The organism is Rhodobacter sp. 24-YEA-8 (assembly GCF_900105075.1).
Lineage (GTDB): Bacteria > Pseudomonadota > Alphaproteobacteria > Rhodobacterales > Rhodobacteraceae > Pseudogemmobacter.
Window position 1 is genome coordinate 469,560 of the sequence record NZ_FNSK01000002.1, and the last position, 20,244, is coordinate 489,803.

Here is a 20,244-nt window from a genome sequence, read left to right on the forward strand (position 1 = left end):
GGACCCCGAAACCGCACTGCTGCCGCAGCAAAATCCCACTGGCCCGGCCATAGCCGCCGCGTTAACAGACATGTGAGATTTTCGCAGGAGCGACTCCGATGGCGGCCCCAGGCATTTCAGAACGCACAACCCTGTCCTATTTCACCGCAGCTTTCGTGGTCACGGCAATCGGGCTCGGGCTGGGGCTCTGGCTGGGCTTTTCCTCCGAACATACCACGCTCGGCGCGCTGAAGATCTTCTTCATCGTCTCGGTGCTGGCGGTGCTGGAAATCTCGCTTTCCTTCGACAATGCCATCGTGAACGCCAATAAGCTCAAGGATATGACGCCGCTCTGGCAGCGCCGCTTTCTGACATGGGGCATCATCATCGCCGTTTTCGGCATGCGGATCGTCTTCCCGCTGCTGATCGTGGTCATCGCCGCCAATGTCGGCCCCTGGACCGCGCTTGTGATGGCCGCAAGCCAGCCCGAACGCTATGCCGAGATCATGCATGAGGCCCATCTGCCCATCGCGGCCTTTGGCGGCACCTTCCTGATGATGGTCGGCCTGTCTTTCTTTTTCGACAATGAAAAAGACGTGCATTGGGTGCGCTGGATCGAACAGAAAGCGGCGAATTTCTCGTCGGTCAAGGGGATCGAAATCGCCTTCGTGCTGGTGGTCATGATGATTTTCTCGAAGATCATCGGGAACGATCCGGCGCTCGGGCCTGCGGCCTCGAATACCTTCTTCCATGCCGCGATCTGGGGTCTTCTGACCTTTCTGATGGTCGAGGTTCTGGGGGGCATTCTCGACCGCAGCCAGGAGATGCTGGAAGGCGCGGCCAGGGGCGGCGTCGGCGCGTTTCTTTACCTTGAAGTGCTGGATGCGAGCTTTTCCTTCGACGGGGTGATCGGGGCTTTCGCCCTGTCGCAAAACCTCTTTGTCATCGCCATCGGTCTTGGGATCGGCGCGATGTATGTGCGCTCGATGACCATCATGCTGGTCGAAAAAGGCACGCTGGCGGAATATCGCTATCTCGAGCACGGCGCCTTCTGGGCGATCCTGATCCTCTCGGTCATCATGTATCTCCAGGCCATCATACATATTCCCGAGGTGATCACCGGGCTTGGCGGTGCGGTGCTGATCGGGATCTCGCTCTGGTCGTCGATCCGCTGGAACCGCGCCAATCCCGGGGCAGAGTAAGGTCCGGCTCTCCGGACTTTCCGCGATGTGCGGTTCGGATCAGGTTTCGCCTGGTATCAGGAGCCAGGCAGGGGAAAGGATGGTCCTATGGTGACTTTGCGCAATCTTCTGGTTCTGGCCCTGCTGGCAGCCGGACCGGCCGGGGCCTGTGAGGTCAGGGATTTCCTGACCACCGAATTGCCTGCGAAAGCCGATCTGCCCTGGATTGACGCGCTGGAACTGGCCTATCCGGGCACAGAGGTCAGCGCGAACCGTCAGACCCTGATCCTCGCAGACGGGCGCAAGCTGCCGACCGGCTTCGGTGACGTGCCGCTGTCGCCGCAGGAACGGCTGGAAGATGCCAGCATCACCGAACAGTTCCTGCAGACCTATCCGCTGGCCTTTGATCTGACCCTGCGCGAGACACCCTGGTTCGACCCGGGTCGCGCACGGAACGAACCCTTCTTCCGCGCGCTTTACGGCAACAGCAAAGCCGAGGCTGCGGCGGGGCTTGAAGAGGTGCGCTGGCCCGGGGATGCGAAAGCCATCTTCATGATGTCGGAAAAGACCTGCGCCGCCACGCAGCTGCGCGCGGCCCTGGCCGCGATCCACGCCATCGGGCCGGAAATGAATGTCTATTTCCAGACCATCGGCGGCAGTTTCAACTGGCGCGTGATCGCAGGCACCACGCGGCTCTCGGGGCATAGTTTCGGCATTGCGGTCGATTTCAACACCGAACTTGGCGGCTATTGGCGCTGGTCCGGCGCGCGCGAGGGCAAGGTCGGGGCCTATGACAACCGCTATCCCGAAGCGCTGGTGCGCGAGATGGAGCGCTATGGCTTTATCTGGGGCGGCAAATGGCACCATTTCGATGGTATGCATTTCGAATACCGGCCCGAACTCATCCTTTACGCCCGCCTGACCGGCGCGCAATCCGACTGACATCCCAGACAGGAGACCCACATGCGTCTGTCGCTTCTTGCTGCCGCCACGGCCATCGGCCTTGGCTTCGTCGCGCCCGCCTCGGCGCAGGAACTTCTGGAAGAATACACCGCCTTTATCGGCCCGGCCGATCTGGTGAATTCGAAAGGCAAACGGCTCACGCAGCCCTGGCAGATCCTGCGCCAGGACCGCGCGAATTTCCACAAATTCGGCAAGGGCGATCCCGGTGATGAATGGGACAGCTTTTTCGGCGATGTGAAGAACCGCGATGCGATGGAGAAGATGCTGATGGGCGGCACCATGACCAAAAGCGCGCGCGCTGCCATCGTCAATGGCGGCGCGGTGGTCCAGGTGCAGATCTGGGGCCAGGGCGGTGTCGGGAATTACATCTCGGTGGATGTCTTCCGCTGAGCCTGGCGGGTCTGGAAACCGGGTTCGGGGGCTCTGCCCCCAGGGGGCCTTCCGGCCCCCTCCCCCGGGATATTTAAGGACAGATGAAAAAGCTCAGGCGGCGGCCCGGGTCGGGAACATGCCGCGGGTGATCGCTGCCATATCGACAGTGCCGAGGGGGCGACCTGACGGGTCGGTGACCGCGAGGCGGGCGGCATTGCCGGCGATCAGCTGCTTTGCCGCATCTTCGAGGAGCGCGGTGGCCGGGATGGTCGCGAGGCCCCCGGTTTCCGCGCCCTTCTGCATCACGGTTTCGACCCGGATCACCTTGCCGCGATTGACGTGTTCGACGAAGCTTTCGATATAGTCATCGGCGGGGGTCATCACGATCTCCTGGCCTGTGCCCTGCTGCACCATATTGCCGTCGCGCAGGATCGCAATGCGGTCGCCCAGCCGCAGCGCCTCGTCAAGATCATGGGTGATGAAGACGATGGTCTTGCGGATATCCTTTTGCAGATCCAGCAGGATCGTCTGCATATCCACCCGGATCAGCGGATCGAGAGCGGAAAATGCCTCGTCCATCAGAAGGATCGGCGCGTCATTTGCCAGCGCGCGGGCAAGGCCCACCCGTTGCTGCATGCCGCCCGAAAGCTGGTTCGGGTATTTCTTTTCGAACCCTTTCAGCCCGACGCGTTCCAGCCACATCGTCGCGGATTTCACCTGATCCGCACGGTCCACCCCCTGAACCTCGAGCCCGTAAACCGTGTTTTCCAGTACGTTCCGATGCGGCAGCAGCGCGAATTTCTGAAACACCATCGCCGTCTGATGCCGGCGGAACCGGCGCAACTGATCCGGGTTCATTCTGACGACATCATCGCCCCCGACCACCACCTCGCCCGAAGTCGGGTCGATCAGCCGGTTGATATGGCGGATGAGGGTCGATTTGCCCGATCCGGAAAGCCCCATGATCACCTGGATGCCACCGGCGGGCATCGAGATATTGATATCCCTCAGCCCCAGAACATGGCCATGTTTCTCATTCAGCTCGGTCTTGGTCATGCCCGCCTCGACCCGGGCGACCATATCAGCCGCATGCGGGCCGAAGATCTTGTAAAGCTTGCGGATCTCGATGCCGATTGCAGAAGTATCACCCATGAACGATCTCCAGATGCTTTTGCAGACGGCGCCCGTAAGCCTGGCTCACGCGGTCGAAGATGATGGCGATGCAGACAATGGCGAAGCCGTTGAACATGCCGATCGAGAAATACTGGTTGTTGATCGCCTGCAGCACCGGCTGCCCCAGCCCCTGCACCCCGATCATCGCCGCGATCACCACCATGGCCAGCGCCATCATGATCGTCTGGTTGATCCCGGCCATGATCGTCGGCAGAGCAAGCGGCATCTGCACATTTTTCAGCTTTTGCCAGGAGGACGATCCAAAGGCATCCGCCGCCTCGAGCACATCCTTGTCGACCATGCGGATGCCAAGGTTTGTCAGACGGATGATCGGCGGGATGGCATAGATCACCACCGCAATCACGCCCGGCACGCGCCCGATCCCCAAAAGCATGACGACCGGGATCAGATAGACGAAACTCGGCATGGTCTGCATCACATCAAGCACCGGGTTGACCACCGCCTGTATCCGGTTTGACCGCGCCATCAGGATGCCGACCGGGATCCCGACCGCAATCGCCACCACCGTACAGACGAAGATCATCGAAATGGTCCGCATCGTGTCATCCCACATGCCGAACCAGCCGATGGCCAGCAGCGAGACCACCGCAAAGGCCGTGATCTTCCAGTTGCGGCTGGCAAACCAGGCGATCAGCGCGATCACCAGCAGTACAATCGGCCAGGGTGTCTTCAGCATCAGGTTTTCAGACCAGATCAGGAACAGCCGCAGCGGCTCGAAAAGCCATTCGAATGTATCGCCCCAGGCGCGGGTAAAGGCCCGGAAATTCTCGTCTATCCCCTTGCGCAAATCGCGCAGCGCACTTGTTTCCATGGTGGGGAATTTGGTCAGCCAATCCATGCTGGTGTCCCTGTCAGATGCCGTGATTAACGGGTGGCCGGTCCTTAGCGGACCTGTTGATCTTAAAAGATACGAATGCGCGCGCGCCGGTGTTAACCGGCGCGGGCAGGATCCGGCGGCATCACGGCCGCCGGTCAAAGGCTCAGAGCGCGGCCTTGATTTTTTCGGCAGCCTCGGGGCTCACCCATTTCGTCCAGATCTCCTCATTCTCTTTGAGGAAATGACGCGCGCCATCATCGCCGGTCGCCTGATTGTCGGTCATCCAGGCCATCAGCCCGTTGACGGTGGCATTCGACCAGGAACGGGTGTCGAGATAGGCCTTCACCTCGGCCGGAGCGCTTTCGGCGAATTTCGAGGTCATGATGGTCTGGACGGTGTCACCCGGCCAGTCATTCTTTTGCGGATAGGCGCAATCGGCATTCGCGTTGCACGCCGTCCAGGCTTCGGCGTCATAGGGCACGCCATGATCGAGCTTGACCATCTCGTATTTGCCAAGAAGCGCGGTCGGGGCCCAGTAATAGCCGACCCAGCCCTGCTTGTTTTCGTAAGCGCGCGCGATGGAACCGTCGAGGCCTGCCGCCGAACCGGTATCGATCAGCTTGAAGCCCTTTTCTTCGCCACCATAAGCCTTGAAGAGCTGCGTGGTCACAACCGTACCGCCCCAGCCCTGCGGGCCGTTGAAGACCGCGCCCTTGGACGGGTCTTCGGAATCGGGGAACAGTTCCGGATGCGCCAGCGCATCATCGATGGTTTTGATGTCCGGGTTCGCATCCGCGAGATATTTCGGGATCCACCAGCCCTGAACCGCGCCATCCGACAGCGCCAGCGCGCCTTTCACCAGACGGCCCTCTTCGGTGCCGCGCGCGATCACTTCCGGGACAAGATCAATCCAGCCTTCGGGCGCGACATCGGGCTGGCCGCGTTCCACCATCGAGGTGATGGTCGGCACCGTGTCGCCCGTGATCACGGTCGCGTTGCAGCCATAGCCCTCGGACAGGATGATCGCATCAAGTGCTGCCAGCACTTCGGCGCTCTGCCAGTTCATGCTTGCGATGGTCACATCACCGCAATCGGCGAAAGCCGCTGTGGCGCCAAGGCCAAGCCCCAGCGACAGCGCGACAGTTGCGACGGATTTTTTCATGGTCATCTCCCGGTTGCGGTTTGTTTGAAGGATCTCCAGACGGTACCGCTCATGTCTGCAGATTGGATGATGCCGTCCGACATGGTCGGGATAGGGGCGGTTTCCCGCCCTGCCCTTCTGCCGGCCGGTGAGTCCTTTTTTCCTGAGGTCAGCGCATATTCTGCCAGGTCACAGCGCAATTTACGACACCAGTGGCAGAATTGCGACCCCTGTCCGGTAATCACCGGATTTAGCAGATTTTTCCCTTCGCCCTGCACCGCCTGTGGCAGGCGCGGCCCCGGCCTATACCGGCAGTTCGCTGCGGGCGCCGCCGGGGAAATGTGAATACTTGTTCGGCGAAACCCCATATTTCTGCCGGAAGCTGCGCGCGAAATGCGACGAGGAAACATAGCCGCAGGCCACGGCCACTTCCATCACCGTCATATTGGTTTCTGACAGCAAAAGCCTGCCATGCGACAGCCGCAGCCCGTTCAGATACTGCACCGGCGTCACGCCAAGATAGCGCCGGAACAGCCGCTGGATCTGGCGCGGCGTGACCCCGACATGATCGGCGCATTCCTCCAGCAGGAAATCCTCAGACAGACGCCCTTCCAGCCAGGCCACCGCCTTGACGACATGTTCGTTCCTCGTGCCCAGCCGCGAGGCGAGCGAGGTCATCTGATCATCGCTTTCGCGCCGCATATGGGTCAGCAGGCACATATCCATCACCGCCTGCGCCAAAGCCGGCCCGTAATGTTCCGAGATCAGCTTGACCACCAGTTCAGCCGAGGCGATGCCGCCGGCACAGGTGATCACCCGGTTGTCGATGCAAAACACCCGGCGCAGCGGCTCCAGCTCCGGATAGGTCTCGATAAACCCGGGAATGTTTTCCCAATGCAGCGTGAATTGCCTGTCCTTTAGGATCCCCGCTTTCGCCAGCGTATAGGCCCCGGTGCACAGGCTCCCCACCGTGCGGCCGCGTCGCCACTGCACCCGGATCCAGTCCGACATCCGCCGCGTCGTCGTCATCTCCGGCTCGGTCCCGGAGCAGATCAGCACATAGCCCGAGGGCGCCTCGGGCGGCAGCCCGCCATCGACCCCGACCCTCATCCCGTTCGAGGCCGTGACCTGCTCGCCTTCAGACGACCAGACCGCCCATTCGAACAGCGTCTTCCCCGCCAGCTGGTTCGCCACCCGCAGGGGCTCCACCGCCGAGGTGAAAGCCAGCATGGTGAATTGCGGCAGAAGAACAAACCCGACCGAGACCGGCGCCCCCTGATGCGGCACGTCGATATGGGCCACGCCGCGCGAGACGAAAGACCGTGCGCTCACTCCGCCCCTCCTGCGATACCGTCAAAGGCCCCGGGCGAGACCTCCTCCCAAAACACAAGAATCGCAGCAGCGTTCAGCGCCGACATCCAGCCATGGCGTTCAAAATCATCACGGGCCGCACCGTCAAGCCGTGCCTGAAACAGCCGCCGGTCTGCATCACGCTGCGTTGGGGTCCGCGCCTGGGCGAGCGCCTGGATCCTCGCGAGCCGTTGCGCCCTCGGCGAAAGCGCGCCCGCTGCGGTAAGGTTTCGCGGCGAAACCTCCGCCGCATCTTTCGCGGCGCCTTCCTTCAGCACTTTCGACAAATAGCCGACCGCATTTCTTACGCCGCCCTGCCCCGCCACATAGTCAAGCTTCTGACGCAGATGATCCTCGCCATGTTCCTGGATCCATTGACGCGCCAGCCGGTCCGAGACCCCAAGCGCCCTGAGCCGCGCATAGGCATCTGAATTGCGATGCCCCTCGCCATCATCCATATCAAGGATCGCAAGCTGCGGGTTTTCGGCGATCAGAAACCGGATCTCTGTCACCTGGCGGCCCATTTTGCGAAAATCCGGTGTCACCACGATATTCGACGTCTTGTTCACCTCGGTCACGGCAGGCTTGATGATCTTGGCGTTCAGATGCTTGAACTCATCATAATAGGGGCTGTCCGCCACCCCCATCAGCCGGCGGAAAATATCCAGCGACCACCACCCGGTCGAACCGGTGCGGATAAAGCGGTAGCAATTCTCATAAAGCGCCAGTGCATGGCCCGAGGTGAACCGCCGCTGGATGTTGAGATTGATCAGCGCGAATACCTTGGGGTCATGCAGCTTTTCCGCCAGCGCCGGCGAATAGGCATATTCGCAAACCCCGCCTTTGAGCTTGGCATAGGCCAGCAGCGCCGAGACCCCCCATTCCTGCTGACCATCGGCGTCAAGCATGTCCCATTCCGCCACCGTCTCTGCCAGCCCGCGCAGAGACGCTTTCAGCGTCTCCATATCATTCGAATTATAGCCGATCATCAGGCAAAGCGTGCGCGCATCGATCTGATGGCGCGGCTGCGAGGTCAGCGTGTCATAGGCATTAAGAAGAAGCACATTCGACAGCTTGCGCTGAAGAAGGCTGAGCTTTCCCGACACATGGATCGCTGCCACGTGCTTCTTAACTGCGCCACGCCTGAGCGGCCCGCTCAGCCGGTCGCGCGGAATGTCCTCTGTTCCAGTCCTGTCTGAAACCCTGTCTTCTGTGACCCGTTCCGGGATCTGCATCGGCCTGCCCTCGCTCAGCGCCGGATCTGTAATCCGGTCATTGCGCAGACGCCCGGCCCATCGCCGAATCCCGTCTGTCGCTATTGTTATGGCGGGATCATCCGGCAAAAGGTATCCAAATGCAAGAACCGGACGGGAACCCTCAGCCGCAGTCAGAAGGCCGCACCGTAAACGGGAACCTGAGCCGTCCCGCAGCTTTCGGAAAGGTATCCGTTTGCAGGAAGCATCCCTGCCCAACCGGGTCCGGCCTGTGGATGATTCGGAGAAACAGGCTCTGTGCCTGCCATTTCTGGGTCACTTATCCACAAAACTCCGCCCTCGCCCGGGAATCGGCACCTCTCTTCCTGCAAACGGATACCTTATGTCCTGAAACCGGATACCCATTGCCCCGTATCGGGGCACCTATCCTGCCGGAAGACACTGTTTTTGCAGGATTAGTGACCTGGTAAAGACTCTAAAGCGAAAAAAGAATATGAAACAGGGACCGCTTTGTTCTCTCTTTTCGATAAAATCCAGAAAGATCAGCGATCAGATGGCCAGGAATGATTCCCTTCTGGCCTATGATGTGCCATAGTTCGGGCAATATCAGCATAAACTGCGAACATACAGGCAAAGAATGGCACAGAAACCAGTGCTTCCGGGCAAGACTGATCTCCCCCCCTATTTCAACATCGACCCGGCCCAGGCCGCGGCAAGGCTGGCCGATCCCATCGATACCGCGCGCTTTGCCAAGGCTGCGGCTTTCGCCAGCCGGGGCCGCGATGATCTGGCGAAACGGGGTTATGCGCCGGATGGCAAAAAGCGGCTGCGCCGGTTTTCGACCTGGGAAGTCTGCCGCTATCTGATCCCGGTCAATTCCGCCCATCTGCGGCGCGTCCTGCGGCTGAACCCGGAATTGCCACAGGGCGAAGGGGAGGGCGGTTCCAAATGGTTCACGCTCGAAGAGGTGCTGGCGCTGCGCGACCATTTCGCAGCTGAGGGCGCGCGGGGTCGTGAATACCGCGCCTGGCGCCCGGAGGGCCTGCCCGCCAAAGTCGTCGCCATTGCGAATTTCAAGGGCGGCGTCGGCAAGACCTCCACCGCCGCGCATCTGGCCATGTCTGCCGCGCTCGACGGCTATAAGGTTCTGGTGATCGATCTCGACAGCCAGGGCTCGATGACCTCGATCATGGGCGGCAAGGTCGAGGATGAATGGAAAACGGTCTTCCCTCTGCTTGCCCGTGACTATGCGCTGCGGCTGAAGGAGGAAAACGAGGTGCGTGTTGCCAATGGGGACGCGCCGTTTACCTTTGATGAAACCCTGACCGAGGCACTGAAGGTTTCGCCGCGAAACCTTGTGCAAAAGACCCATTGGCCGAATATCGATCTGATTGGCGCGCAGCTGAACCTGTACTGGGCCGAATTCCAGGTGCCGGTCTGGCGGATGCAGCTCAGGTCCTGGCAACTTTGGGACGCGCTGTCGAACGCGCTCACGGAAGGCGGGTTGCTGGATGAGTATGATCTCGTGCTGCTCGATACCCCGCCGGCGCTTGGCTATCTGACGATCAACGCGCTGGCGGCGGCGGATATTCTCCTGGTGCCACTTGGGGCGTCCTTCCTCGAATTCGATTCGACGGGGCGGTTCTTTGACATGATCTACTCCACCTTTGCCTCGATCGAAGAAGGTGAGAACCGGGCGCGACGTGGCTCTGGCCTGCCCGAGATGCGGTTCGAATGGGATGCCGTCCGGGCGCTGATCACTCGGTTCGATGCGGCGCAACAGACCGATCTGGCCAATGTCGTTCAGGCCTGGTTTGGTGATTTCATGACCACCTACCGGCAGGAGGTGACGGCGATGGTCGGCCAGGCAGGCGAGCAGGTTTCGGGCATCTATGAAACCGATTACCGCGATTATAACCGCGACACCTGGGTGCGCGGGCGTGAGACGTTCGATCGTACCTGGGCCGAGGTGAAAGAGCTGATCCTCGGCACCTGGTGGCGCGATCAGCAGCTGGCCAAAGCGGCAGAGGAGGGCTGAGACAATGGCAAAACGCAGAACGCTGGTGCCGCCATCGGCCGAAGACATCAATCGAGTCGAGGAAGAGTTTCGCCGCGAAACCTCGCTGCCGCGCCCGAGTGCCGCCCCGATTGCGACGGTTGCGGCCGAGGCGGCCGCGGCGCTCGATCCGCGACCAGCGGTCGAGCGGATCGAGGTCGCGCGTGATCGTCAGGACGCCAGCGCCTGGCGCGAGGCGCAGGGACAGGGGCTGGTAATGCTCGACCTTGCGACCGACGGGATCGAGGCCGATGCCCTGGTGCGCGACCGCAGTTCGATCGGGGCGGAGGAGATGGAGGAGCTGAAGCTTTCCATCGCGAAGAACGGGCTGCGCCTGCCGGTCGAGGTTTTCGCACTGCCTTCAGGGGGCTATGGGCTCTTGTCCGGCTATCGGCGGCTGATGGCGGTCCGGGCGCTCCGGGCGCTGAGCGGCGATGCCCGTTACGACCGCATCCGCGCGGTGCTGCGCGACCCCGAGACCCTGGGCGGCCCTATTGCCGCCATGGTTGAGGAGAATGAGGTCCGCGCCGGTCTCAGCCAGTTCGAGCGTGGTCGCATCGCGGTGCTCGCCGCGCAGCAGGGCGCTTTCCCCAATGTCGAGGCGGCGGTTGAGGCGCTGTTTCCTGTGGCGTCAAAGGGGAAACGGTCAAAGATCCGTTCCTTCGCGCTGATCTTCGAAGAGCTTGGCGACATGCTTTCCTTCCCCGAACAGTTGCGTGAGAAAGACGGGCTGCGGCTGGCAACTGCGCTGCGCGAGGGCGCGGAGGGTACCTTGCGCGAGGCACTTGCGCAGGGCACGCCGGCCAATGCCGAGGAAGAGGCGACGTTGCTGGATCTGGCTCTGGCCGGTCTTGCGCCCAAGGCTGCAGATCCGAAACGCGGCGGACGGCCAAAGCGGGATGTGCTGGCGCCGGTGCTGTCGCCATCTGGCTTCCGGCTTGAGGCCCAGGAAGATGCAAAAGGCTGGTCAATCCGGCTTGGAGGCCGCGCGGCCACGCGTGAGATTGTCGAACGGGTGATGCGTGAGATGGCGCGGGCGCTTGGGTGATAATTAACATATTGATAATAAATGGAATCATCTGGAAGGGCAGGGGCCTGACCAGGTGATTCCATGCTGCCGCATCGCTTAGCGACCGAACTGGTGCGGGGCATATGGCCAGTGTCGCGCAATGACAGAGACTATCCGGCTCAGGCTGCGGCTGACTTACAAGGGGACCGATCCCTCTGCGCCAAATGCCATATCACCTTTGACCTCATACGGGCATACAGACAGAGGGCAACAGTGATCAGTCTCTGGAACTTCCGGCGTGGTTCATGGCCGCAACGTGTCAAAGTCATATTGACCGGTCTCCTGCGCTCCCCTACACTCATAATCAACCGGCCAGCATTGCCCGGTACTGCGGGCTTGTGATCGCATTTGATCGCCCGTCATTTCCCCCCGGAAAGGTTTGCTCCGAATGACAAGCGACCAGCCGATTCATATAGGCGTTCTCTTTTCCGAAACAGGACGCACCTCGGTAACCGAGCGCAGCATGCTTGCGGCGACGGAATTTGCCATAGAAGAAATAAATGCCAGCGGCGGTATTAATGGCCGCGAGCTGTGCCCCGTAATTCGCGACCCAATGGGAGATCCATCGGCCTATCAGCAGCTGGCTGCCGGACTTGTGTCAGAAGATAAGGTTCGGGTCATTCTGGGCTGCTACACATCAAGCCAGCGCAAAGCGGTTCTGAGCGTGGTGGACAGGGAATCGGCTCTTCTATGCTATGCTGCGCAATATGAGGGTTTTGAGTATTCTGAGAACATCGTGTATTTCGGGGCCGTGCCAAACCAGAACAGCGTTTTTCTGGCCGAGTATCTGCTGAAAGATCCGGCGCCCCGGCTTTACATCGTTGGTTCTGATTACGTATGGCCGCGTGAATCCGGGCGGATCATGGGAGATCTGATCCGATCCGGAGGCGGCGAGATCGTCGGTGAAACCTATCTTGGCGACATGGCCACACCCATTCACTATGACGCGCTTGTCAGAAAGATCAGGAAAGCCAGTCCTGATATAATCTTCAATAACTTTGTTGGTGAGGCAAACCGCAACTTCTATGAGGCCTATATCGGAAATGGCCTTGATGCCAGGCGGATGATGGTGGCCAGCCTGACAACGAGTGAGGCAGATATCCGGGATATCGGAGCATCGGCAGTGGCGGGCCATATCACCGCCGCAAGCTATTTCGCGTCACAGTCAAATCTCACCAATCAATCCTGCCTTGCGCGTTTCAGGGCGCGGCATCAGGAGGAACCCTATGCCAATATGTGCTGGGACGCGGCCTATACCCAGGCGCATGTGGTGGCGCAGGCCATGCGGGGCGGCGATCCGGACAGTCTCAGTTCGATCCGGTCAGGGATCCTTGGCGCCTCGTTTGACGCGCCGCAGGGGCTGGTCAGCATCGATGCCCTGAACGCGCATTGCTATGTCTGGCCCAAGGTCGGGGTGGCACGCGATGATGGCCAGTTCGATATCGTTGCCGAGACAGACTGTGCCGTCCGCCCGGACCCCTATCGCACGACCTATGAATTTGCCGATGACGCGGGTGTTCCCTCCGATGCGGCGCCGCCCTCAACACCTTTGCCCCGGATCTCCGGCCTGAGGCAATGAACCGGCCTGCCCTTGGGTGACAAGTGATCTTGTACGATCGTATTCAGTGAACGTTCTTCGGGGAAGAGGATCTGAAATGCGGCCTGGACGAAGCGAGCCTTTTGCCAGCGAAAAAGAGCAGCCCTTTCTGATCAGGGATCTCAGATCCCTGAGCTTCCTGCTTGTTCAGCCTCAGGACAGTGATGGCCTCGCGCTGAAATCGCATCTGGAGAGAATAGGCTGTCAGGTCCAGGAGATATGGCCGCCGCCGCAGAACTATCCGACTGATATTGATATCATTTTCGTGATGGTCGACCGTGTCACCGAGAGTGGTCAGACCTTTCACTGGCAGGCCGACACCCCCTCTGCCGTTCTCATCGCCGTCATTGACTACGAGAACCCGCTTTCCATTGACCGGCTGCTGCATATGCGCGTCAACGCCGTGATTGGGTTGCCGATACGGCCCTTTGGAATTCTCACAAACCTGCTGGCTGCGGTGAACAATCACCGGCGGGAACAGCGCATCCGTCTAAACCTTGAACGGTTGCAGGCAAAGCTGGAATCCTGCCGGGTGGTCGAGCGCGCGAAACTGGCGGTCATGCTGGCCGAAGGTTACCCGGAAAAGGTGGCTTACGCGGTGTTGCGGGAACTTGCGATGAAGCGGCGGACCACCGTCGAAGCCATTTCCAGCGAGGTTCTCATCCGCCTCGGCTGGAGCGACAGCGGCGCCGCAACGAGGCTCTCTGACAAGCCGGACTGGCAGGCGCTTTGCCTGGCCGGTGAGGCTGCGCGTGATGCAGGTCTCAGCGACAAATCTGCCTGATTCGTTTTTTCCCCGTGAGCTGCCGGCGCGCGATGCGGCGGCTGACCCATGCCGGAAATACGCACCCGTATAATTCGGGAATCCGGGTTGGTTTTTGCAGTGCAGCAAGATTTGGCAGAAATCACCTCTTTGTTTTTCCTGTATTTATCATAATTAATTCTGCCACTGCATCCTGATGAAAAATCACTTGGAGATACATATATTCATCGCGTAGTGTTGTGAAACGCATTCAACAAAGAATGCCAGATCACCAGATGCCGGATGCGGCGGGTGACAAACTTCCTCTCAGAATAAAACCCAGATGCAGCCATTCGCATTGCGATTCCGCATATCGCGGACCGTATTGCGGGGCTCAAATCAAAGGAATTGCATGATGAGCATGGACGGAGCGGGCCCGGGCCCGGCACCGCAACGGGCGCGCACGCGCCTTGCAATCGATGTTGGCGGAACATTTACGGATGTATTTGTTCTGGATGAGAATGGCAATCAGACGGTTGCGAAGGTTCCCAGTACAAAGAACCCGATTGACGCAATTATGAATGGTGCCGAGGCTGCCAATATCGACTGGGCGGATGTCGAGCTTTTCACCCATGGCACCACGGTGGCCACCAACGCGCTGATCACCCGCAATTTCAAGCCGGTGGCCATGGTCACGACCGAAGGTTTCCGGGATGTGCTGGAAATCGGGCGTGGCACGCGGGAAGACCCCTGGGATGCGTATAAAGAGGGGACCCCGCCTTATGTGCGCCGCCGTGACCGGTTTGCGGTGAAAGAGCGGATCAATTTCCGCGGTGAGGTTCTGGAGCCTCTGGATGAGGATCGCGCCCGCGAAATTGCGCGGATCCTGAAAAAGCGCGAGGTTCATGCGGTCGCAGTCTGTTTCATCAATGCCTATGTGAATGGCGCGCATGAATTGCGCATGGCGGAGATCCTTGCCGAAGTTCTGGGGCCGGATATTGCGATTTCGACCTCGCATGAAACCCATCCCGAGATCTTTGAGGATGACCGGTTCTCGACCACGGTCGCCAATACCATTCTCGCCCCGATCATCCGCCCCTATGCCCGCGACATTGATCGCCGCACCACCGAAGCTGGCTATGAGGCCGATGTGCTGCTGCTGCATTCCGGTGGTGGTGTGATGACGCCGGCCACGGCCGAGAAATATGCCGCGCGGCTTGCGGCCTCGGGCATTGCCGCCGGCGCCATCGCCAGCAAATATTTCGCCGAGCTTTGCGGCTATCAGAACTCCATCGGGCTCGATATGGGCGGCACCTCGGCGGATATCTCGCTGGCCGAGGCCGGCAATATCCGTATGACCGACAAATGGGAGGTCGACTGGGGCCATCCGATCTGCTTCCCCTCGATCGAAGTTCTGACCATCGGCGCGGGCGGCGGTTCGATCTCCTGGCTCGACAAGGCGGGGTCTTTGCGCAACGGGCCGCAATCGGCGGGATCGGTGCCGGGGCCTGCCTGCTATGCGGCGGGCGGCACCGAGCCGACCAATACGGATGCCAATATCATCCTTGGCCGGGTCGGGACCACGCTGGCGGGGGGCAAGAAATCCCTCAACCGTGATGCGGCGCTGACGGCGATGCACAAGATCGCCGATCCGCTGAAGCTGGATCTGGTCGAGGCCTCGCTTGCCACTTTGCGCGTCGCCAATGCCAATATGGCCGATGCGGTGCGGCTGATCTCGATTGCCCGGGGCCATGACCCGCGCGATTTTGCGCTGGTGGCTTTCGGCGGCGCAGGCCCGTTGCATGGTGTTGATATCGCACGTGAACTCAACATCCCTGTGGTCATCGTGCCGCCCAATCCCGGCGTGACTTCGGCGGTGGGCTGTATGCTGGTCGATGTGCAGCATGACGTCACCCAGATGTATTTCGAGGATGCCGCCAGCGCGAAGCCCGCAGATGTCGAGGCCGGCTTCCGCAAGCTGGAGCTGGAAGGCCGTGACCGTCTGGAACGGGATGGCGTGAAGGCGGGCGATATGACCTTCCAGCGCTTTATCGATATGCGTTACCGGGGGCAGTGGCGTTCGCTTGCGGTGCCGGTGCCGGGGGAAATCACCTCGGTTGAGGAGCCGCTGGCGATCTTCCACAGCGAATATGAAAAGGCGCATAACTTCCGCCGTGAGGATTTCCCGGTCGAGATCTACCGCCTGACGGTGCGCGCCATCGGCGTCACGCCGAAGCCGTCTTTCCCGAAGATCACCATCGATCCCAATGCGAAAGCGGTTCCCAAAGGCACCCGCGAGGCCTGGTTCCACGATCATCCGACCGCGCTGACCACCGCGCTTTACGACCGCGAAACCCTGCCGGCCGGCGTCACCATCAAAGGCCCCGCCGTCATCGACCAGCTCGATTCGACCACCGTCATCCCGCCCGGTGACGAGGCCTATATCGACGAATGGCTCAACATCCAGATCCGGCTCGGCGCAGCATAAGCGCGCCCCCCAACATCAGGAGGATCCCGGCATGACCGGCAAAAAACAATCTCTCAGCCTTTCCGACAAGGGCATCCAGTTCCCGCCGCCCCCCGAACAGCGGATGACCGAGTTCAAGTCGCAGCTTGATCCGATCACCTTCGAGGTGCTGCGCAACGCCTTCGTCAATATCGTTGACCAGATGGCCGAGCAGCTTTTGCGCACCTGCTATTCCTTCGTGATCTATTGCCGCGATTTCTCATCCGGCCTCAGCGATCCCGAGGGCAATCTGGTGATGCAGGGCACCGGCGATATCGCCGCCCATGTCGGCACGCTGCATTACACCTGTAAGGCGGTGATCGAGGATTTCGAGGGAGATATCCATCCCGGCGACGTCTTCATCATCAATGATCCGTTCCGCGGCGGCAGCCATTTCAACGATACCCGCATCCTGCGCCCGATGTTTTATGAGGGCGAACTGATCGGCTGGTCCCAGGCCAATGGTCACTGGGCCGATATGGGGGGCGCGACGCCGGGATCGTTCAACATCACCGCGCTTGACCATATGGGCGAGGGGCTGCGCATCACGCCGACCCGCGTCTGGAGCAAAGGTGTCTGGCTGGAAGACGTGGCGAAGATGATCGCCAACAACACCCGCAACCCGGGCGATGTGATCGGCGATATGCAGGCCCAGGCCGAGGCGACCGCCGTGGCCGAACGCGAAATCCTGCGGCTTTGCGGCAAATATGGCGTCGAAACCATCAAGATCGCCTTCCGCGAAGTGCAGGACTGGGTCGAGGTGCTGATGCGCCAGCGCCTGGCCGAACTGCCCGACGGCACCTGGTATGCCGAGGATTATATCGATCAGGATCCCAAGCTCGAAGAAGGGCTGATCCCGATCAAGATCAAGTTCACCATCGAAGGCAATCACGCGCATTACGACCTTTCCGGTTCGCATCCGCAGATCTCGACCTTCCTCAACGCGGCTTATGGCGGGTCTTTCGCGGGGATCGTCGCGGGCACGAAATACCAGTTCCCGGATCTGCCGCTGAATTCGGGCCTCTACCGCGCGGTCACCGTCAATGTGGGCGAGCCGGGCACGGTGGTGAATGCCAACTGGCCCAGCCCCTGCGCCGGATTCTGTTCCGGCCCGTTCGAGAAACTGATGAATTCGGTCTTCGGGCTCTGGGCCGATATCATGCCCGAACGCACCATGGGCTGCGCCTTTAACCTGGAATATCTGCTGGTCGGCGGGCGTGACACCAGGATCGAGGGCAAGCCCTATTTCATGTGGTATGACTGGATGGCTGGTGGCTGGGGCGGCCGGAACGGGCGCGATGGCTTTAACGCCACCGCACCTGTCTTTGGCGCGCAATATGGTATCCAGCCGCTTGAGGGCCAGGAGCGGCTCGCGCCCGTTCTGACCAAATGCCATGATTTCGTGCAGGATTCCGCCGGACCCGGCGAATCCCGCGGCGGGCTTGGCGCCGAAAAAGGTGGCTCGGTCTTTGAGGGCGAACGCATCGTCGTCTCCTATTGCTGCGACCGCGAACGCTCGGTCACCTGGGGGATGTGGGGTGGCCTGCCCTCGATCCCGCATGGCGTCTGGCTGAACAAGGGGACAGAGCGCGAGCGCTATCTCGGCTCGATCTTCTCGAACCTGCCGATCGAGCTTGATGACGTCTTCACCCGCCCTTCGGCCGGGGGAGGCGGGGTGGGTGACCCCCTGCTGCGCGATCCGGCTCTGGTCTGCGAAGATGTGGCTGACGAATATGTCAGTGTGCGGCGGGCACAGATCGACTATGGCGTGGTCATCCGCGTCGTCGATGCCGATCTCGCGCAATATGAGGTCGACGAGGCTGCAACAATGGCCGAACGCGCCCGGATCGCCGCCGAACGCCCCGGCTGGCTCGACACGGATCCCGCCGAAGTCGCGGCGCGCTACCGCGCGGGCGAGTTCAACGAGATGGATTGCGTCCGGCAATATGGCGTCATCCTTGACTGGGGCAATGGCGAGCTTCTCGCCAATACAACCACCCAGTTCCGCGAAATGATGAAGCGCCGCGTCCTGCCCTATTGGGGCAAAACGCTCGCGGTGCTGAGCGAGGAGGCCGGCGAACGCCTGAAAGCAGCCGCCTGAAAAGCATCACTGTCCAGGGCGGCGGGATCATCCGCCGCCCTGTTTCTGAACTGATCTGCCAGACAAGACCAAATTCAGACGGATACCGGTTTTCCACTGCGGCCTCAGGGGATTTCGCCAGCCTGCCCGTCCTGAGTGACCAGGGGCGAAACCTGGTCAGGGCAGCCCGCGAATGACTTGTGGCACATGGCCTGACGATCCGCCAGGCGACGCCTCTTCTCTGCTTACAGCCGGTTTTCCGATTTCAGAGAAACCCCATGAGGAGCTGGAATTCATGAGCACTGCCAGAACATATCCTGCCCCCGACATCATTTACCATGACGAGCCCGAGGTGCTGCGCGAGGCCGCAGCGGAAGATTTCTCGCTGCATATCGTGCCGCCCAGCTGGCGAAGTTCACGCTTTTCGCTCTCGATGGCCTGGTTCGGGCTGATGAGCGCGATGTTCTGGGTGGTTGTCGGCAGTATGGTCGCCCTGACGGTCGGCACCATCAACACCCTGATCGGGATCGCACTTTCGACCATCGTCTACGGCATCCTTTGCGGCATTGCCGCGCGCTTCGCCGCCCGCAGCGGCACCAGCGTCGCGCTGTTTTCCCGCGCGGTGTTCGGCCAGGTCGGCGCCACCTTCGCCGCGCTGCTCTTTGGGGTCACGATCACCTATTATGCCATCGCCGAAGGCTCGATCGTCGCCATCGCGCTGCAGGATTACTTTGGCGGCCCGATCAGCCTCTGGTATTTCATCGTCTGCCTTTACAGCGCGCCCCTTGTAATGCGCGGTGTCAGGACCTGGCTTGACCGGATCAATGGCATTCTGCTGCCGCTTTATGTGTTCGGGTTGGTCGCCTGTGTGATCTGGGCGACCGCGAAACATGGATATTCCGGGGCCTGGCTGACCCAGATGCCTGTTGGCGGTGTCGATGCCGGCGTCCCTGGCTGGTGGTTCGCCTTCACGGTCTATATGGGCGTCTGGGTCGTGGTGATGATGACCTGGGATGTCGCCCGCTTTGGCCGCAAGGAAGACGCGCCTTTCAACGGACGCATCACCTTTGGCATTCCCTTCTATGTGGTCACGCTGCTGATCAATGGGGCGGTCGGCATGTTCATCACCTTCACCATTCCGATTGAAGGCGCGCTGAGCGAGACCTCGGCGATCATCGGCATTGTCGCGCTGATGGGGCCTTTCGGAGTGCTGCTGGTCTGGGCCAGTCAGACCCGGATCAACACCATCAATTTCTACCTGTCGTCGACCAATATGCAGAACTTCTTCGCAAGGGCCTTCAAGATATCCTGGCCGCGGACGGTCTGGGTCGGGATCATGACGGTGGTTATCTTTCTTGTGATGCTGACCGATGTCTTTGGCTATCTGCTGCTGACGCTGCAATTCCAGGGCGTGATCATCGTGGCCTGGGTGGGCGTCGCCATGACGCATATCGCCTGGTGCGGTCTGCGCGGCATCAGGGCGGATCAGCTGGAGTTCCGGCCGGGCAGGGTGCCTCTGGTCAATCCGGGCGGTCTAGGGGCCTGGGTCATTGCCTCGGCCACCGGCTGCCTGATGATGGTCTTTGGCGGCAGTTTTGGCGGGGTCTGGGCGCCTCCGGTCACACTGGGCATCGCGGTGGTGATCTATGCGGCCTCGCTGATGGTGGCGCAACGCAACTGGTTTGTCGAGGAACGGCCCGGTGATCCCCGCAAGGAGGTCGATGATCCCTGGCAGGCGCGCATCCGCTGCCACCATTGCCATCAGGCCTATATCGCGCATGAGATGGACCGCGACCCTTCCGCCGGCCATGAGCCGATCTGCCTGGCCTGTGCCTCGGATCGCAGCGAATTTCTGGTTGCGGCCCGTGCCGAGGCGCGCACCAGCAGCGGAAATCTGAGCATGGAGGAACTGGTCAGACAGTAAACAAGGCGCATCCCGAGACCTGGGCCGCATCTGATGCGGCCCTTTTTTGTGACGCCTGG

General features: G+C 60.8%; 15 protein-coding genes. 10 read left to right on the top strand and 5 right to left on the bottom strand.

The window, feature by feature from the left end; translation table 11 throughout:
• Positions 1-98: 98 nt before the first annotated feature.
• The 3 genes from BLW25_RS18720 (at position 99) to BLW25_RS18730 (ending at position 2,513) form a co-directional block, all read left to right on the top strand.
• Entirely contained in the window at positions 99-1,181 is a 1,083-nt protein-coding gene (locus tag BLW25_RS18720) for a DUF475 domain-containing protein (protein ID WP_092902941.1), read from the top strand.
• An 87-nt stretch (positions 1,182-1,268) separates the two neighbouring features.
• A complete protein-coding gene (locus tag BLW25_RS18725; RefSeq protein WP_092902943.1) occupies positions 1,269-2,102 on the top strand; it encodes a M15 family metallopeptidase in 834 nt (277 codons plus the stop codon).
• Positions 2,103-2,123: 21 nt separating this feature from the next.
• A complete protein-coding gene (locus BLW25_RS18730; RefSeq protein ID WP_092902945.1) occupies positions 2,124-2,513 on the top strand; it encodes a hypothetical protein in 390 nt (129 codons plus the stop codon).
• Positions 2,514-2,606: 93 nt separating this feature from the next.
• On the opposite strand, the gene BLW25_RS18735 is transcribed toward BLW25_RS18730, so the two are convergent.
• From BLW25_RS18735 to BLW25_RS18755, 5 genes are all read right to left on the bottom strand, one after another.
• Positions 2,607-3,647 carry a quaternary amine ABC transporter ATP-binding protein gene (locus tag BLW25_RS18735; protein ID WP_092902947.1) on the bottom strand — a complete coding sequence of 347 codons (1,041 nt, stop codon included), beginning with the start codon at positions 3,645-3,647 and terminating at the stop codon, positions 2,607-2,609.
• Complete coding sequence (locus BLW25_RS18740) at positions 3,640-4,527, bottom strand: ABC transporter permease (RefSeq protein WP_092902949.1); 888 nt, start codon at positions 4,525-4,527, stop codon at positions 3,640-3,642. Before BLW25_RS18740 ends, BLW25_RS18735 begins: the two co-directional genes overlap by 8 nt.
• 142 nt (positions 4,528-4,669) lie before the next feature.
• Positions 4,670-5,668 carry an ABC transporter substrate-binding protein gene (locus BLW25_RS18745; protein ID WP_092903130.1) on the bottom strand — a complete coding sequence of 333 codons (999 nt, stop codon included), beginning with the start codon at positions 5,666-5,668 and terminating at the stop codon, positions 4,670-4,672.
• 282 nt (positions 5,669-5,950) lie between these two features.
• Positions 5,951-6,979: a GlxA family transcriptional regulator gene (locus tag BLW25_RS18750; RefSeq protein WP_249496943.1), complete on the bottom strand. Its 1,029-nt coding sequence runs from the start codon at positions 6,977-6,979 to the stop codon at positions 5,951-5,953.
• On the bottom strand, positions 6,976-8,232 hold the full coding sequence (locus tag BLW25_RS18755) for a replication initiation protein (RefSeq protein WP_092902951.1): 1,257 nt from the start codon (positions 8,230-8,232) through the stop codon (positions 6,976-6,978). The genes BLW25_RS18750 and BLW25_RS18755 overlap by 4 nt, the downstream gene beginning before the upstream one ends.
• A 616-nt stretch (positions 8,233-8,848) precedes the next feature.
• Between BLW25_RS18755 and BLW25_RS18760 the strand changes: the two genes are divergently transcribed.
• The 7 genes from BLW25_RS18760 (at position 8,849) to BLW25_RS18790 (ending at position 20,185) form a co-directional block, all read left to right on the top strand.
• A complete protein-coding gene (locus BLW25_RS18760; RefSeq protein WP_092902953.1) occupies positions 8,849-10,249 on the top strand; it encodes an AAA family ATPase in 1,401 nt (466 codons plus the stop codon).
• Between the two features lie 4 nt (positions 10,250-10,253).
• Positions 10,254-11,315: a ParB N-terminal domain-containing protein gene (locus BLW25_RS18765; protein WP_092902955.1), complete on the top strand. Its 1,062-nt coding sequence runs from the start codon at positions 10,254-10,256 to the stop codon at positions 11,313-11,315.
• 409 nt (positions 11,316-11,724) lie between these two features.
• A complete protein-coding gene (locus BLW25_RS18770) occupies positions 11,725-12,915 on the top strand; it encodes a transporter substrate-binding domain-containing protein (protein WP_092902957.1) in 1,191 nt (396 codons plus the stop codon).
• Between the two features lie 76 nt (positions 12,916-12,991).
• A complete protein-coding gene (locus BLW25_RS18775; protein WP_092902959.1) occupies positions 12,992-13,717 on the top strand; it encodes an ANTAR domain-containing response regulator in 726 nt (241 codons plus the stop codon).
• Between the two features lie 373 nt (positions 13,718-14,090).
• Positions 14,091-16,163: a hydantoinase/oxoprolinase family protein gene (locus BLW25_RS18780; protein WP_249496937.1), complete on the top strand. Its 2,073-nt coding sequence runs from the start codon at positions 14,091-14,093 to the stop codon at positions 16,161-16,163.
• 31 nt (positions 16,164-16,194) lie between these two features.
• On the top strand, positions 16,195-18,282 hold the full coding sequence (locus BLW25_RS18785) for a hydantoinase B/oxoprolinase family protein (RefSeq protein WP_253188589.1): 2,088 nt from the start codon (positions 16,195-16,197) through the stop codon (positions 18,280-18,282).
• 274 nt (positions 18,283-18,556) lie between these two features.
• The gene (locus BLW25_RS18790; protein ID WP_092902961.1) at positions 18,557-20,185 is read left to right on the top strand and encodes a purine-cytosine permease family protein; all 1,629 of its coding nucleotides are present in this window, start codon (positions 18,557-18,559) and stop codon (positions 20,183-20,185) included.
• Positions 20,186-20,244: the final 59 nt, after the last annotated feature.

What these genes read in the sequence shown, in the direction of transcription:
- BLW25_RS18720 (WP_092902941.1), top strand. Translation starts at nt 99, where the DNA reads ATGGCGGCCCCAGGCATTTCAGAACGCACAACCCTGTCCTATTTCACC.
- BLW25_RS18725 (WP_092902943.1), top strand. Translation starts at nt 1,269, where the DNA reads ATGGTGACTTTGCGCAATCTTCTGGTTCTGGCCCTGCTGGCAGCCGGA.
- BLW25_RS18730 (WP_092902945.1), top strand. Translation starts at nt 2,124, where the DNA reads ATGCGTCTGTCGCTTCTTGCTGCCGCCACGGCCATCGGCCTTGGCTTC.
- BLW25_RS18735 (WP_092902947.1), bottom strand. Translation starts at nt 3,647, where the DNA reads ATGGGTGATACTTCTGCAATCGGCATCGAGATCCGCAAGCTTTACAAG.
- BLW25_RS18740 (WP_092902949.1), bottom strand. Translation starts at nt 4,527, where the DNA reads ATGGATTGGCTGACCAAATTCCCCACCATGGAAACAAGTGCGCTGCGC.
- BLW25_RS18745 (WP_092903130.1), bottom strand. Translation starts at nt 5,668, where the DNA reads ATGAAAAAATCCGTCGCAACTGTCGCGCTGTCGCTGGGGCTTGGCCTT.
- BLW25_RS18755 (WP_092902951.1), bottom strand. Translation starts at nt 8,232, where the DNA reads ATGCAGATCCCGGAACGGGTCACAGAAGACAGGGTTTCAGACAGGACT.
- BLW25_RS18760 (WP_092902953.1), top strand. Translation starts at nt 8,849, where the DNA reads ATGGCACAGAAACCAGTGCTTCCGGGCAAGACTGATCTCCCCCCCTAT.
- BLW25_RS18765 (WP_092902955.1), top strand. Translation starts at nt 10,254, where the DNA reads ATGGCAAAACGCAGAACGCTGGTGCCGCCATCGGCCGAAGACATCAAT.
- BLW25_RS18770 (WP_092902957.1), top strand. Translation starts at nt 11,725, where the DNA reads ATGACAAGCGACCAGCCGATTCATATAGGCGTTCTCTTTTCCGAAACA.
- BLW25_RS18775 (WP_092902959.1), top strand. Translation starts at nt 12,992, where the DNA reads ATGCGGCCTGGACGAAGCGAGCCTTTTGCCAGCGAAAAAGAGCAGCCC.
- BLW25_RS18780 (WP_249496937.1), top strand. Translation starts at nt 14,091, where the DNA reads ATGAGCATGGACGGAGCGGGCCCGGGCCCGGCACCGCAACGGGCGCGC.
- BLW25_RS18785 (WP_253188589.1), top strand. Translation starts at nt 16,195, where the DNA reads ATGACCGGCAAAAAACAATCTCTCAGCCTTTCCGACAAGGGCATCCAG.
- BLW25_RS18790 (WP_092902961.1), top strand. Translation starts at nt 18,557, where the DNA reads ATGAGCACTGCCAGAACATATCCTGCCCCCGACATCATTTACCATGAC.